The sequence below is a fragment of the Streptomyces iakyrus genome (genome assembly GCF_000717055.1).
Classification (GTDB): domain Bacteria; phylum Actinomycetota; class Actinomycetes; order Streptomycetales; family Streptomycetaceae; genus Streptomyces; species Streptomyces iakyrus.
The window spans coordinates 331,818-346,716 of record NZ_JNXI01000002.1 but is presented as its reverse complement, the minus strand read 5'-3'; the positions used below and the strand labels follow the sequence as shown (position 1 = coordinate 346,716).

General features: G+C 72.8%; 13 protein-coding genes. 8 read left to right on the top strand and 5 right to left on the bottom strand.

The features are described 5' to 3' along the window. Positions 1-144: 144 nt before the first annotated feature. The gene (locus OO68_RS04080; RefSeq protein WP_033306687.1) at positions 145-996 is read right to left on the bottom strand and encodes a (2Fe-2S)-binding protein; all 852 of its coding nucleotides are present in this window, start codon (positions 994-996) and stop codon (positions 145-147) included. A gap of 176 nt (positions 997-1,172) precedes the next feature. Here OO68_RS04080 and OO68_RS04075 point away from each other — a divergent pair, with 176 nt between their 5' ends. After that, complete coding sequence (locus OO68_RS04075) at positions 1,173-2,009, top strand: GntR family transcriptional regulator (RefSeq protein ID WP_033306686.1); 837 nt, start codon at positions 1,173-1,175, stop codon at positions 2,007-2,009. Between the two features lie 273 nt (positions 2,010-2,282). Here OO68_RS04075 and OO68_RS04070 read toward each other — a convergent pair whose 3' ends face one another. Beyond that, positions 2,283-3,050: a hypothetical protein gene (locus OO68_RS04070; protein ID WP_245236897.1), complete on the bottom strand. Its 768-nt coding sequence runs from the start codon at positions 3,048-3,050 to the stop codon at positions 2,283-2,285. Positions 3,051-3,215: 165 nt separating this feature from the next. After that, a complete protein-coding gene (locus OO68_RS04065; RefSeq protein WP_033306684.1) occupies positions 3,216-4,889 on the bottom strand; it encodes a PucR family transcriptional regulator in 1,674 nt (557 codons plus the stop codon). A 306-nt stretch (positions 4,890-5,195) separates the two neighbouring features. On the opposite strand from OO68_RS04065, the gene OO68_RS04060 reads away from it, so the two are divergent. The 5 genes from OO68_RS04060 to OO68_RS04040 all read left to right on the top strand — a co-directional run bounded on the left by OO68_RS04060 (position 5,196) and on the right by OO68_RS04040 (position 11,825). Further along, positions 5,196-6,086: an FAD binding domain-containing protein gene (locus OO68_RS04060; protein WP_033306683.1), complete on the top strand. Its 891-nt coding sequence runs from the start codon at positions 5,196-5,198 to the stop codon at positions 6,084-6,086. Continuing rightward, a complete protein-coding gene (locus tag OO68_RS04055; RefSeq protein ID WP_033306682.1) occupies positions 6,086-6,667 on the top strand; it encodes a (2Fe-2S)-binding protein in 582 nt (193 codons plus the stop codon). The genes OO68_RS04060 and OO68_RS04055 overlap by 1 nt, the downstream gene beginning before the upstream one ends. 2 nt (positions 6,668-6,669) lie before the next feature. Further along, positions 6,670-9,069: a xanthine dehydrogenase family protein molybdopterin-binding subunit gene (locus OO68_RS04050; protein ID WP_033306681.1), complete on the top strand. Its 2,400-nt coding sequence runs from the start codon at positions 6,670-6,672 to the stop codon at positions 9,067-9,069. A 109-nt stretch (positions 9,070-9,178) separates the two neighbouring features. Next, on the top strand, positions 9,179-10,636 hold the full coding sequence (locus tag OO68_RS04045; RefSeq protein WP_033306680.1) for an NCS2 family permease: 1,458 nt from the start codon (positions 9,179-9,181) through the stop codon (positions 10,634-10,636). A 37-nt stretch (positions 10,637-10,673) separates the two neighbouring features. After that, positions 10,674-11,825, top strand: a complete 1,152-nt coding sequence (locus tag OO68_RS04040; RefSeq protein ID WP_033306679.1) for an XdhC family protein — start codon at positions 10,674-10,676, stop codon at positions 11,823-11,825. 33 nt (positions 11,826-11,858) lie between these two features. Here OO68_RS04040 and OO68_RS04035 read toward each other — a convergent pair whose 3' ends face one another. Together OO68_RS04035 and OO68_RS04030 are read right to left on the bottom strand one after the other, a co-directional pair. Continuing rightward, positions 11,859-12,299 carry an Immediate-early protein 2 gene (locus OO68_RS04035; protein ID WP_033306678.1) on the bottom strand — a complete coding sequence of 147 codons (441 nt, stop codon included), beginning with the start codon at positions 12,297-12,299 and terminating at the stop codon, positions 11,859-11,861. A gap of 28 nt (positions 12,300-12,327) precedes the next feature. Then, positions 12,328-13,116 carry a polysaccharide deacetylase family protein gene (locus OO68_RS04030; protein WP_403550898.1) on the bottom strand — a complete coding sequence of 263 codons (789 nt, stop codon included), beginning with the start codon at positions 13,114-13,116 and terminating at the stop codon, positions 12,328-12,330. 145 nt (positions 13,117-13,261) lie between these two features. Between OO68_RS04030 and OO68_RS04025 the strand changes: the two genes are divergently transcribed. Together OO68_RS04025 and OO68_RS04020 are read left to right on the top strand one after the other, a co-directional pair. Further along, positions 13,262-14,263, top strand: a complete 1,002-nt coding sequence (locus OO68_RS04025) for a glycosyltransferase family 2 protein (RefSeq protein ID WP_033306676.1) — start codon at positions 13,262-13,264, stop codon at positions 14,261-14,263. Then, positions 14,260-14,859: an HAD-IIIA family hydrolase gene (locus OO68_RS04020; protein WP_033306675.1), complete on the top strand. Its 600-nt coding sequence runs from the start codon at positions 14,260-14,262 to the stop codon at positions 14,857-14,859. Before OO68_RS04025 ends, OO68_RS04020 begins: the two co-directional genes overlap by 4 nt. The last annotated feature ends 40 nt before the right edge of the window (positions 14,860-14,899 follow it).

Genomic DNA, 14,899 nt, shown 5'->3' with positions numbered 1-14,899 from the left:
AGTTCGAACAAGACTACCCGTACGAGTGGTTCCCCGGAAAGTTCCCGTGACGCGTGAGGAAGTTGTGAATCGCCTGGAGGCGTGTGGGTGTGCGGTACCGCGATGATCTTACGGGACGACGGGACGGACTGACCCCGCGCTACGTCAACTGGCCGTGGCCAGCAGCTTGGTGACCCGCTCCGTGTCGCAGGTGCGCGGGCAGGTGGCGCAGGTGTCCTCCGGGCGCAGCGTGTAGAACATGCAGCAGCTCGCGCGGTCCCGGGTGAGCAGCGGCTCGCCGCCGGGGCCGGTGAGCTCCCGGAACGCCGCCGTGCCGACGTACGGCTTGGTCGCGCCCGGCAGGAGCAGTTCCAGCTCGCGCATCGCGCGCCGCTCCTCGATCTCGCCGAGCAGCTGGGCGATGTACCAGACGCCTTCGACGATCTCGTCGGTCGCCATGCCCCACAGGGCCCGGCCGCGCCGCCGCATCCGGGGGCCGAAACCGGCCAGGACCGGCTCCAGGTGCTCGGCGACCGCCGACCGCACCTCGGCCCGCAGCGCTTCCTCGTCGGGGACGACCCGGGCGCCGGGCAGCGCGGCCGCCTCGTCGCCGGGCAGGCAGGCGAAGCCGGCGGGGCGGACGGCCAGGTGCCCGAGGGCGTGGCCCGGGGCGGTGCGGTCGTACGAGACGTGTGTCACGGGGTAGCGGGGGACCCGGCGCTGCAGGAACCACGGCACGGTGATCAGCAGGCAGGCGGGCCAGGCGTAGCGGTGCAGGCCGAAGGTGGCGACGACGTCGGGGCGGGCCCGCCGGCCGTAGTCCCGCTGGACCTGGTCCACGTCCCAAGCCAGGTAGCGGTCGAGGGCGGGTCCTGCCGCCGCGAGGTCGGCGACGGCGGTCCAGCCGCCGCCGTGCGGGGTCTCGTCCCCGGCGCCCAGTTCGGTGACGGCCAGCCCCGGGAGGACCTCTGCCAGGCGGGCGTAGGCGCCGGAGGCGGCCGAAAGGGGCGCAGGCATGTGATCACCGATCCGTCGGGGTGCACGGGGCTTTTGAAGGTAAGCCTAACCTTACTCAAAATCTCCTGAAATCGAACCGGGATTTGAACTGGGCCCTGGGGCGCTTATGGTGCTTGACGGACGAGTAACAACCCGCCGTAATGACCCCAAGTACCGATACGTCCGGAGGAGGACCCGTGAGGCAGGGAGCGCAGGGCTCCGCGGACACGGGAACTCCGTGGGCGGCGACGGCAGCGGCGGAGCCGGCGCAGCCGGCGGCACCGGCCGGGTCCGCGCGGGTGCCGCAGCCGGCCGGGACGGTGCGCGGGGAGCACACGCACAGCGAGCCGCCCGCGCCGGCCGTGCCGGTCCCGCCCCGGGCCCGGCCGGTGATCCAGCGGGCCTCCGTGCGTGGGCAGATCCTGGACGCGCTGCGGGCGGCGCTGGTGGCGGGGGATCTGCTGCCGGGCGAGGTCTACTCGGCGCCGGTGCTGGGCGAGCGGTTCGGGGTCTCGGCGACGCCGGTCCGGGAGGCCATGCAGCAACTGGCCCTCGAAGGGGCCGTCGAGGTCGTGCCGAACCGCGGGTTCCGGGTGGTCGAACGGGGTGTGCGGGAACTGGCCGAACTGGCCGAGGTCCGGGCGCTGATCGAGGTCCCGGTGATGCTGCGGCTGGCTCGTACCGTGCCGGCCGAACGCTGGGCCGAGATGCGTCCCCTCGCCGAGGCGACGGTCCGCGCGGCGTCCACCGGCTGCCGCGCGACCTATGCGGAGTCGGACCGGGGGTTCCACCGGGCCGTGCTGTCCCTCTCGGGCAACGAGCAGCTGGTCCAGATCGCGGAGGACCTGCACCGCAGGGCGCAGTGGCCGCTGGTCGGAGGTGGGCCGGGGCTTCGGGGGCGTGCCGACCTGGTCGCGGACGCGCACGAGCACACGGCGTTGCTGGACGCGTTGGTCGCACGGGACCTGGAGGTGGTGCGGGCGCTGGTGGGCGAGCACTTCGCGGGTGCGGGTGCGGGTGCGGGCGGCGCCTGACCGCCGGGGGTGGGTCGGGGCCGCGCCGGGGGGTGTCCGTCCTCGGAACGGCGCGATGGACCCCCTTACCGACTGACTGGCGTCGACGCGCCAACCGCTGCGGGCGGACACCTCCCGACACGTCCCCTTGCGTACGACGGCGGCTGCGGGTCCGCCCAGCCTGCGGGCATGCGTGCCGCTAGGGGCGGCACGGGTGGGCGCAGGCGGCACCTCGTCGCGCCGAGTTGCGCACCCACCCGGCCTCAGCGACAACGCCGAGTACCCCCAACCCCCTCAAGCCGTCGCAGCCGGCGGAACCGGCGGAGCCAACTGGCGGGACAGCCACGTCGGTACGCCCCCGAGCAGCCGGAACAACCGCCGGGCCTCCTCCCGCAGCCGGGACGCCTCCGGCTCCGTCTCGGTGTCGGCGAGGGACACCAGCGCCGGAGCCGTCCCGACGAGGTAGCCCAGCTCCTCCCGGATCCGCAGCGACTCCGCGAAACCGTGCCGCGCCTCCGCCAACTCCCCCTCCCGCAGGGCGAGTCCGGCCAGATGACGCCAGGTGAACGACAGCAGCAGCGGGTCGGAGTGCGCCGTCGCGCCCGCATGCGCCCGGCGGTACGCCGCACGGGCGGCCTGGGGCGCGCTCGTCAGGTTCTCCGCCAGGAGCCCGCGCCGGAAGTCCAGCAGAGCCCGCGCCGGAGCCCCCGGAGGGACCAGCGCCGCCGCCCGTCCGAGCGCGGCCCGCGCCTCGTCGGCACGGTCCCGCACCGCGAGCAGCGTCGCCGCGTAGGCCAAGTAACCGCGTTCACAAGCGGCCGCGCCGCGTTCGTCGTCGCTGTGGGCCATCGCCTCGGCCGTGCGCAGCGCGTCCTCGGCCTCCTCCCAGCCCTGTTCGGTGTACAGACACCGTTCCACCAGCAACGACGCGCGTTGCAGCGCCGCCGCCGGTGTGGTCGGCGGCAGCAGGGTGGCCGCGTCGGCCCAGCATCCGCGCGAGCGCAGCCGCCATACCGCGGTCTGGAGGGGATCGTCACCGGCGGTCGTTCCGTTACCAGACATGGCGGTATGCGCCACGTTGCCCTCCCCGAGCACGCCATCGAGCTGTTGAGTGGTGGCGGCATCTCAGCACGAATCGGCGGGCCGGGCCAAGAGGGTGGGTGAAGGATTTCACAAAGTCGTGGGACTCGGGGGTGCCCCGGGTTTGCCGCCGGGACACCTCGCGTATCAGCTCATGCGCAGTGCCAGGAAGAAATCCAGCTTGTCCTCCAGCCGCGACAGATCACGGCTCGTCAACTGCTCGATCCGGCCGACGCGGTAGCGCAGCGTGTTGACGTGCAGGTGCAGACGGGCGGCGCAGCGGGTCCAGGAGCCGTCGCAGTCGAGGAAGGCCTCCAGCGTCGGGATCAGCTCGGCGCGGTGGCGGCGGTCGTAGTCGCGCAGCGGGTCCAGGAGGCGGGCGGTGAAGGCCCGGCGGACGTCGTCCGGGACGAACGGCAGCAGCAGGACGTGGGAGGCGAGTTCCTGGTGGCCGGCCGCGCAGACCCGGCCCGGGCGGGCCGCGGCGACGCGCCGGGCGTGGCGGGCCTCCTCCAGGGCGCCGCGCAGGCCTTCCGCCGAGTGGACGGCCGCGCTGACGCCGAGGGTGAGCCGGCCGTCGTCGTCGAGGCCCGCCGTGAGGGGGCCGCGTACCGATCCCAGCAGGGTGTCCGCGAGGACGCCCGTCTCCGTGCCGTCGTGCTCCGCCGAGACGGCCGGGAGGGGCACCAGGGCGATGGCCTCGCCGCCCGTGTGGGCCACGGCGATGCGGTCGGAGTGCTCAGGGCCGGCGACCGCGGGGTCGACGAGAACCTCCTCCAGCAGCGCCTGCGCCACCGGGCCGCCCTCGATCTCCCCGCCCTCCCAGTCGACACGCGCCACGACCACCTGCCAGTGCGGCGCGGCCCCCAGGCCGGGCAGCAGCACCGGCGCGGCCACGCGCAGCCGGGCGGCGATCTCGGCGGGCGCCGCGCCCGTCTGGACCAGTTCCAGGACCTCCTGGGCCAGGCGGCGGCGGACGGTGCGGGCCGCGTCGCGGCGGTCTCGCTCGACCGCGATCAGCTGGGTGACGCCGTAGAGCAGGTCCAGGCGCTCCTCGGGCCAGTCCCCGGCGTCCGCCTCCACGGCCAGCAGCCAGTCCGACAGGACGGTCTCGCGGACGTCCCGGGCGGGCTGCGGGGAGCGGTCCGTGGAGCGGACGGGGAACAGGGAGTACGTCGTGGCGCCCAGGGCGACGCGGTGGGGGCCACGGCGGCCCGTGCGGGTGGCGGCCAGGTGTTCTCCGGCGAGCCGGGCGCACGTCTCGGCCGGCAGGGCGGGGCCCGCCGCCTTCGAGCCGGCGATCAGGCGGCCGGTGGGGGAGAGAACCCAGGCCCGCAGGTCCAGGTCCGTGCCCAGCAGGTCCAGGACCACGTCGGGGCCGCCGCCGGCCGGGCCCGAGGTCATCATCCGGCGGTGGCGGTCGACGACCGCCGCGAGGTCCCCGGCGCGCTCGCCGGAGACCTGCCGTACGACGTGCTCGGTGATGGTCGCGAACGCCACCGACTCGTGCACAGCGAAGAGCGGGAGGCGGTGGCGGGCGCAGGCCACGACCAGGTCCTCTGGGACGTCCCCGAGCTCGGCCTCGCCCGCGGCGAGGGCCGTCACGCCCGCCTGAACCAGGATCCGGACGAAAGGCTCCGAGTCGTTCTCGTCCCGGCGCCAGGCCAGGCCCGTGAGCACCAGCTCGCCGCCCGCGAGGTAGTGGCTGGGGTCGCGGAGATCGGTGGTCATCACACCCCGCACGGTGCGGTCCAGCTCGTCCTCGCCGCCGAGCAGCTTGAGGCCCAGCGCGTCGGTGTCCAGCAGTGCGCGCAGCCGCATTCTCGTCGCCGCCGATCTTTGTCTCGAAATCAAACCCTGCCCCGGCTGTGTTCCAGGTCACGCGGTTGTGTCGCGCGTTTCCACAGGAGAACGAGGAGGTTTCTGAGGGCCTCTGTTCATACGAATCTACAAGATGCCTGTCCTGGCCAGCCAACTCCTTCATGGTTTCCGTGACTGACTCAGTCGGAGCACACCGCTGTGTACTGAGGCCACTACGCGTGAACAGCACATGAACGAGCCGGGACCGCCGCACACGGATTGGCTCAAACCGAACGCCCCACGAGAAGACGAAGAAGAGAGCCGGTCATGGACTTCCTTCGCCCCGCCAGCTGGGAGGAGGCGCTCGCCGCGAAAGCCGAGCACCCCACCGCTGTGCCGATTGCGGGTGGCACCGACGTGATGGTCGAGATCAACTTCGACCACCGCCGGCCCGAGTACCTCCTGGACCTGAACCGCATCGGCGACCTCGGCGAGTGGGAGGTCGGCGAGGAGAGCGTGCGGCTGGGTGCCTCCGTGCCGTACACGAAGATCATGGAGAACCTGCGCGCCGAGCTGCCGGGTCTCGCCCTCGCCTCGCACACGGTCGCCTCCCCGCAGATCCGCAACCGCGGCGGCGTCGGCGGCAACCTCGGCACCGCCTCCCCCGCCGGTGACGCCCACCCCGCGCTGCTCGCGGCGGGCGCCGAGGTGGAGGTCGAGTCGGTGCGCGGCTCGCGCCGCATCCCGATCGACGCGTTCTACACGGGCGTGAAGCGCAACGCGCTGGCGGCCGACGAGCTGATCCGCGCCGTGCACGTGAAGAAGGCCGACGGGCCGCAGCAGTTCTCCAAGGTGGGCACCCGGAACGCGATGGTCATCGCCGTGTGCGCCTTCGGGCTCGCGCTGCACCCCGGGACGCGGTCCGTGCGGACCGGGATCGGCTCGGCCGCCCCGACACCCGTCCGGGCCAGGGCCGCCGAGGAGTTCCTGAACGCCGCGCTGGAGGAGGGCGGCTTCTGGGACAACGGCCGGATCATCACCCCGTCGGTCGCCAAGCAGTTCGCGGACCTGTGCTCCGCCGCCTGCAACCCGATCGACGACGTCCGGGGCACCGCGAGCTACCGCCGCCACGCGGTCGGCGTCATGGCCCGCCGCACGCTGACCTGGACCTGGGAGTCCTACCGCGGCGCCCGCCGCACCACCGAGGGAGCTGCCTGATGCGCGTCAACTTCACGGTCAACGGCCGTCCGCAGGAAGCCGACGACGTGTGGGAGGGCGAGTCCCTGCTGTACGTGCTGAGGGAACGGCTCGGCCTGCCGGGGTCGAAGAACGCCTGCGAGCAGGGCGAGTGCGGCTCGTGCACGGTCCGTCTGGACGGTGTGCCGGTGTGCTCGTGCCTGGTCGCCGCCGGGCAGGTGGAGGGCCGCGAGGTCGTCACCGTCGAAGGGCTCGCCGACTTCGCCAAGCAGCGCGCCGAGGGCGGCTGCGCGTCCGGCGCCTGCGGTACGTCGTTGCAGAACGCCCAGGAGTGGCAGGCCCAGGGCACCGACTCGCAGACCGGCGAGGGCACCGAGCTGTCCCCGATCCAGCAGGCGTTCATCGATGCCGGCGCCGTGCAGTGCGGCTTCTGCACGCCCGGTCTGCTGGTCGCCGCCGACGAGATGCTGGAGCGCAACCCGAACCCGACCGACGCGGACATCCGCGAGGCGCTGTCGGGCAACCTGTGCCGCTGCACCGGCTACGAGAAGATCATGGACGCGGTCCGCCTCGCGGCCGCCCGGCAGTCAGAGGCGGTCTGATCATGGCGTCCCCCAGCGGAACCCCCACGAAGATCACCCAGGGCTCTCAGACCAAGGGCGGCATCGGCGAGTCCACGCTCCGCCCCGACGGCACCCTCAAGGTCACCGGCGAGTTCGCGTACTCGTCCGACATGTGGCACGAGGACATGCTGTGGGGGCAGATCCTCCGCTCGACCGTCGCGCACGCCGAGATCGTGTCCATCGACACGAGCGAGGCCCTGGTCATGCCGGGCGTCTACGCCGTACTGACGTACGACGACCTGCCCACCGACGTGAAGAACTACGGCCTGGAGATCCAGGACACCCCGGTCCTCGCCCACGGCAAGGTCCGCCACCACGGCGAGCCGGTCGCGCTCGTCGCCGCCGACCACCCGGAGACGGCCCGCCGGGCCGCCGCGAAGATCAAGGTCGACTACCGCGAGCTGCCCGTCATCACCGACGAGGCCTCCGCGACCGCCCCGGACGCGCTCCTCGTCCACGAGAACCGCGACGACCACCACGCCGGCCACGTCCCGCACCCCAACATCGTGCACCGCCAGCCGATCGTCCGCGGCGACGTGGCGGCGGCGCGCGAGCGGGCCGACGTGATCGTCACCGGTGAGTACACCTTCGGCATGCAGGACCAGGCCTTCCTCGGCCCCGAGTCCGGCCTCGCCGTGCCGGAGGAGGACGGCGGCGTCCACCTCTACATCGCCACCCAGTGGCTGCACAGCGACCTGCGCCAGATCGCCCCCGTGCTCGGCCTGCCCGAGGACAAGGTGCGGATGACGCTCTCCGGCGTCGGCGGCGCGTTCGGCGGCCGCGAGGACCTGTCGATGCAGATCCACGCCTGCCTGCTGGCCCTGCGCACCGGCAAGCCCGTCAAGATCGTCTACAACCGGTTCGAGTCGTTCTTCGGGCACGTCCACCGCCACCCCGCGAAGCTCCACTACGAGCACGGGGCCACCAAGGACGGCAAGCTCACCCACCTGAAGTGCCGGATCGTCCTGGACGGCGGCGCCTACGCCTCCGCCTCCCCGGCCGTCGTCGGCAACGCCTCCTCCCTGTCCGTCGGCCCGTACGTGGTCGAGGACGTCGACATCGAGGCCATCGCCCTCTACACCAACAACCCGCCCTGCGGCGCGATGCGCGGCTTCGGCGCGGTCCAGGCGTGCTTCGCCTACGAGGCACAGATGGACAAGCTCGCCGCGAAGCTCGGCATGGACCCGGTGGAGTTCCGCCGGCTCAACGCCATGGAGCAGGGCACGCTCCTGCCGACCGGGCAGCCCGTCGACTCCCCGGCCCCCGTCGCCGAACTGCTGCGCCGCGTCAAGGCGATGCCGATGCCGCCGGAGCGCCAGTGGGAGTCCAGTGAGGGTGCCGACGTACGGCAGCTGCCGGGCGGCCTGTCCAACACCACGCACGGCGAGGGCGTCGTCCGCGGGGTCGGCTACGCGGTCGGCATCAAGAACGTCGGCTTCTCCGAGGGCTTCGACGACTACTCCACCGCCAAGGTCCGCATGGAGGTCGTCGCGGGCGAGCCCGTCGCCACGGTGCACACCGCGATGGCGGAGGTCGGCCAGGGCGGTGTCACCGTCCACGCGCAGATCGCCCGCACCGAGCTGGGCGTCACGCAGGTGACCATCCATCCGGCCGACACCCAGGTGGGCAGCGCCGGTTCGACGTCGGCCTCGCGGCAGACGTACGTCACCGGCGGCGCGGTGAAGAACTCCTGCGAGCTGGTCCGCGAGAAGGTCCTGGAGATCGGGCGCCGCAAGTTCGGCTCCTACCACCCGGCCTGGGCGACGGCCGAACTGCTCCTGGAGGGCGGCAAGGTCGTCACCGACGGCGGCGAGGTCCTCTCCGACCTGGCCGACGTGCTGGAGGGCGAGACCGTGGAGGTCGAGGCGGAATGGCGGCACCGGCCGACCGAGCCCTTCGACCTGCGCACCGGCCAGGGCAACGGGCACGTGCAGTACTCCTTCGCCGCGCACCGGGCCGTCGTCGAGGTCGACACCGAGCTCGGCCTGGTCAAGGTCATCGAACTGGCCTGCGCCCAGGACGTCGGCAAGGCGCTCAACCCGCTGTCGGTGCTCGGCCAGATCCAGGGCGGCACCACGCAGGGCCTGGGCGTGGCGGTCATGGAGGAGATCGTCGTCGACCCGAAGACGGCGAAGGTCAAGAACCCCTCCTTCACCGACTATCTGATCCCCACCATCCTCGACACGCCGACCATCCCGGTCGACGTGCTCGAACTCGCCGACGAGCACGCCCCGTACGGGCTGCGCGGCATCGGCGAGGCACCCACCCTGTCGTCGACCCCGGCCGTCCTCGCGGCGATCCGGAACGCGACCGGGCTCGAACTGAACCGGACTCCGGTGAGGCCCGAGCACCTGACGGGTACCCAGCTCTCCGAGGGCTGAGCAGTCACGATCCCCTGGGGGCTCCGTCCCCCAGGTCCCTTGTTCGTCTCGGGCCGTCCCCCGGGTCGTGAACATCCCAACCCCCTTTGAAACTTGGGAGACGGCACCCATGACCCAGCAATCACTGGAGCCGAGGGCCACAGCCGAAGACGCGGGTGAAGGCACCCGCGTCCCGGCCGGACGGTCCTGGCTCGACCGGTACTTCCACATATCCCACAGAGGGTCGACGGTCGCCCGTGAAGTGCGCGGCGGCATCACGACCTTCATGGCGATGGCGTACATCCTGCTGCTCAACCCCCTGATCCTGTCCGGCAAGGACGCCGCCGGGGACACGCTCGCCCAGCCGGCCCTGATCACCGCGACCGCGTTCGCGGCGGCCTTCACCACCCTGCTCATGGGCTTCGTCGGCAAGGTGCCTCTGGCGCTCGCCGCCGGCCTGTCCGTCTCCGGGGTCCTCGCCTCCCAGGTCGCGCCCGAGATGACCTGGCCGCAGGCGATGGGCATGTGCGTGATGTACGGCGTGGTCATCATGCTGCTGGTCGTCACCGGCCTGCGCGAGATGATCATGAACGCGATCCCGCTCGCGCTCAAGCACGGCATCACGATGGGCATCGGCCTGTTCATCGCCCTCATCGGCTTCTACAAGTCGGGCTTCGTGCACCAGGGCGAGGCGACCCCCCTAGCGCTCGGTCCGGCGGGCGAACTGGCCGGCTGGCCCGTGCTGCTGTTCGCCGGCACCCTGCTGCTGATCTTCATGCTCCAGGCCCGGAACACCCCGGGCGCCATCCTCATCGGCATCGTCAGCGGCACGGTCGTCGCGGCGATCCTGAACGCGGCCGGCGTCATCGACCCCAGGCAGTGGGCGGGCGGCGCGCCCGAACTGCACGGCAGTGCCGTCTCCATGCCCGACTTCTCGCTCTTCGGGGACGTGCGGTTCGGCGGCTGGGGCGAGGTCGGCGCGATGACCGTCGGCATGATCGTCTTCACGCTGGTGCTCGCCGGGTTCTTCGACGCGATGGCCACCATCATCGGCGTCGGCACCGAGGCCAAGCTCGCCGACGACAAGGGCCGCATGCCGGGCCTGTCCAAGGCGCTGTTCATCGACGGGGCCGGCGGCGCGATCGGAGGCGTGTCCGGCGGTTCCGGCCAGACGGTGTTCATCGAGTCGGCCACGGGGGTCGGCGAGGGAGCCCGCACGGGCCTCGCCTCCGTGGTCACCGGCCTGTTCTTCGCGGCCTGCCTGTTCTTCACCCCGCTCACCGCGATCGTGCCGCAGGAGGTCGCGTCCGCCGCCCTGGTCGTCATCGGCGCCATGATGCTGATGAACGCCCGGCACGTGGACTGGTCCGACCGGGCCGCCGCCGTCCCGGTGTTCCTCACCGTCGTGCTGATGCCGTTCACGTACACCATCACCACCGGTGTCGCGGCGGGCGTCATCTCCTACGTCGCCATCAAGACCGCCCAGGGCAAGTGGCGTGAGATCGGCGCCTTCATGTGGATCCTCACGGCGGTGTTCCTCGTGTACTTCGCCCTCAACCCGATCGAGAGCTGGCTGGGCGTCCACTGACGCCGGCCTTCCCGCAACCTCAAGGAGGCCGAGACAGATGCTGGACATCGCCGAGGAGCTGAACCGGTGGGTCGAGCAGGGCCGTGACTTCGCCGTGGCCACCGTGGTGGCCGTCGGCGGCAGCGCGCCCCGGCAGCCCGGCGCCGCGCTCGCGGTGGACACCGACGGCACGGCGATCGGCTCGGTCTCCGGCGGCTGCGTGGAGGGCGCGGTCTACGAACTGTGCGAGCAGGCGCTGCGGGACGGCGGATCCGTCCTTGAGCGCTTCGGGTACAGCGACGACGACGCCTTCGCCGTGGGACTGACCTGCGGCGGCGTCATCGACATCCTGGTCACCCCGGTACGGGCCGCCGATCCGGCCCGCCCGGTGGTCGCGTCCGCGCTCGCCGCCGCCGCCCGAGGGGAGGCGGCGGCGGTGGCGCGGATCGTGTCGGGCCCGCCCGGAATGACGGGCCGGGCCCTGCTGGTCCGCCCCGACGGTTCCCACGACGGCGGCTTCGGCGCCCATCCGGAACTGGACCGCACGGTCGCCGCCGAGGCCGGCGCCTTCCTGGACGCGGGCCGCACCGGCACCCTGGAGATCGGCGAGCGGGGCTCGCGCTGCGGAGCCCCCCTCCAGGTCCTGGTCGAGTCCTCGGTCCCCGCACCCCGCATGATCGTGTTCGGCGCGATCGACTTCGCCGCAGCCCTGGTCCGTGTCGGCAAGTTCCTCGGCCACCACGTCACGGTGTGCGACGCGCGCCCCGTCTTCGCCACCTGGGCGCGGTTCCCGGACGCCGACGAGATCGTCGTCGAGTGGCCCCACCGCTACCTGGAGCGCACGGACGTCGACGCCCGCACGGTCCTGTGCGTGCTGACCCACGACGCCAAGTTCGACGTGCCCCTGCTGAAGCTGGCGCTGCGCCTTCCGGTGGCGTACGTCGGCGCCATGGGCTCCCGGCGCACCCACCTGGACCGCAACACCCGCCTGCGGGAAGTCGGCGTCACGGAACTGGAGTTGAGCCGCCTGCACTCGCCGATCGGCCTGGACCTCGGCGCTCGTACGCCGGAGGAGACGGCCCTGTCGATCGCGGCGGAGATCGTCGCCGCGCGGCGGGGCGGCAGCGGAGTCTCCCTGACCGGGGCGCACACGCCGATCCACCACGAGCCGGAGTCGAAGGCGGTCGGCCGGATCGGGTCGGTTGCCTGAGCCCGGCCGGGAACCCCGGGCGGCGGCCGGGCCTCAGGCCTGCCTGAGCAGACGGTTCAGGGCCCGCCCGAACACGTACCGCGAGGAGCGCCGCACCACCGCGTCGAAGGCCGACGGCACGAACCGGACCCGGATCTCCTCCCGCCACACCACGCGGGAACGCCCTCCCGGCCCCGGCCGCACCTCCAGCTCCGCCCACCCGAGGACGACCCGCCCCCGCTTCTCCAGCCGGCACATGCCGGCGCCCCCGTCCGCAGGCGGCTGCCACACCGTCACTTCCATCGGGTCCTCGAAGGCCAGCACCCCGACGCCCGAGCGGGCCACGACGAGCGTTCCCTCGCGTGTCGGCCCGGGCGGCACGACCCCGACCACCGTCAGCGGCACCGCGTCACCGTGCCGCTGCCACCGGGTGATCCGCCGCCACGCCTCGTCGAGGGGGAGCGGAACGGTGCGTTCGATCAGGAAGTTCGCCACCCCCCGATCGTAGGGAACCAGCGGGGCGTCACCGGTACACCTCGCCCGGCTCGGCCTTCCCCGGTGCGAGGAGCTGAGGCACCGTCACGAAGACGTAGCCGCGTTCCTTCAGCGCGTCGATGATCCCGGGCACCGCCGGCACCGTGCCGTCGTAGAGGTCGTGGAGGAGGATGATGCCGTCCCGGGAGGACTGGGCGAGGACACGGCGGGTGATCAGGTCGGAGTCGGTCGTCTGATAGTCCTTCGCCGTCACGCTCCACAGCACCTCGGCGAGGCCGAGTTCGCGGCAGATGGCGTGCACGGTGTCGTCGGTGCGGCCCTGCGGCGGGCGCATCAGGGTCGGGCGCCGGCCGGTGAGGCGCTCTATCGCCTCGTTGGGGCGCTCCAGTTCCTCGCGTATCTCCTCGGGTCTCAGCTCGGTCAGGATCTTGTGGTCCCAGGTGTGGCTGGCCACCTCGTGTCCCTCGTCGGCCATGCGCCGCACCAGCTCCGGGTACTTCTCGATGTGCCGCTTCCCGAGGAGGAAGAAGGTCGCCGGGACCTGCTTCTCCTTCAGGATGTCCAGCAGCCGCGCGGAGTGCTCGCTCGGTCCGGCGTCGAAGGTGAGCGCGATGCACTTGACCTCGCGGCAGTCGACGGCGCCGAAACGGGCCGGCTGCATGTCCGTGGCCGGGCGGGCCCGGACGGCGCTGGGAGCCGTGGTGTCGGTCCCCGTGCAGCCGCTCAGGGCGAGGGTGAGGGCGGCGGTCGCCACGAGCGTTCCGGCCGTTCGGAACGCGGTCCCCGTTTTCGTCATCTTCTTGGTCAGAGAAGGCATGCCGGGACTATATATCGCGTGTATACACGCGGTTTATAGTCGCCGAGGCGTGCCCGGAAGGCCCTGACCTGGTGTTTGAGGGAGCCGTACCGCGGCACTCGCCAGCACGGAGTCCGCGCACGCCGCAGGAGGGAGGGTCGCACGCATGACCTCGTACGCCGTCGTGATCCCCACCCTCGTAGCGGACACCCTCGCCGACTGTCTCGCCGCGCTCGCCGCGGCGACCGGGCCGCACCCCGCAAAGATCGTCCTCGTCGACGACCGGATCGACCGCGAACCCGGGCCGCTGGAGCACCCGTTGAGCGTCCTCGGAGACCTGCGGGAGCGGACCACCGTGCTGGCCGGCGGCGGTCGTGGGCCCGCCGCCGCCCGCAACACCGGGCTGCGCGCCGTGAGCACGCCGTGGACCGTGTTCCTCGACGACGACGTACAGGTCGGGGCCCGCTGGTGCGAGCAGCTGGCCGAGGACCTCACCGAGGCGTCCCACGACACCGCGGGCGTCCAGGGCGTCCTCGCCGTGCCGCTGCCCGGCGAACGCCGCCCCACCGACTGGGAACGCGGCACCGCGGGACTCGTCCGGGCCCACTGGGTCACCGCCGACATGGCCTACCGCACGGACGTCCTCCGGCAGGTCGGCGGCTTCGACGAACGCTTCCGGCGCGCCTTCCGAGAGGACGCCGACCTCGCGCTGCGCGTCCTCGACTCGGGCTGGCGCATCCGGCAGGGCCGCCGCACCACCCGGCACCCCGTGCGCTCCGCGTCCCGCTGGGCGTCCGTGCGCCAGCAGCGCGGCAACGCGGACGACGCCCTGATGCGGCATCTGCACGGACCCGACTGGTGGGACAAGGCCGTCGCGCCGCGCGGCCGGATCCGCACCCACGCGGCCATCACGACCGCCGGGGTCGCGGCCTGCGCCCTCGCCGCCACCGGGCACGGCCGGGCCGCGACGGCCTGCGCGCTCGGCTGGGCGGCCGGCACGGCGGAGTTCGCCCGCGCCCGTATCGTCCCCGGGCCGCGCACCCGCCATGAGGTGGCGACGATGCTGGCCACCAGCGTGCTCATCCCGCCCACCGCGACCTGGCACCGGCTGGCAGGTGCCTGGCGCCACCGTCACACCCCCGCCTGGCAGGAGGAGGCCACCCCGTGAGCCCGGTGAAGGCCGTGCTGTTCGACCGGGACGGCACGCTCGTCGACGACGTCCCGGACCCCGCCGACCCCGACCGCGTACGCCCGGTGGAGGGCGCCCGCGAGGCACTCGCCCTGCTGCGCGAGCACGGCATCCGCACCGGTGTCGTCACCGACCAGCCCGGCGTCGCCCGGGGGCTGCTCAGCGACGCCGACGTCCGCCGCGTCAACCACCGCGTCGACGAACTCCTCGGCCCCTTCGACGTGTTCGCCGTCTGCCCGCACGGCCCCGAGGACGGCTGCCACTGCCGCAGGCCACAGCCCGGCATGCTGCTGTGGGCGGGCGGCCGGATCTGCACCGGACCCGCCGGACTCGTCGTCATCGGCTCCACCGCCGCCGACGCGGAGGCCGCGCGCCGCGCGGGCGCCCACGGCATCCTCGTCCCGAACGGCCGCACCCGCCCCGAGGAGACGGCACGGGCCGACCACATCGCCCCGGACCTGCTCACCGCCGTACGAGCGGTCCTGGACGAACCGCCCCGGGGCCGCGTCCTCGCCGACGAACGTCCCATCCAGAGGGCGTTCACCTCGGACCCGGAGCCGGACGGGCATCGGTGACGGCTGCTGCCGCAGCCGGACCCCGGTGCACCCGATGGGC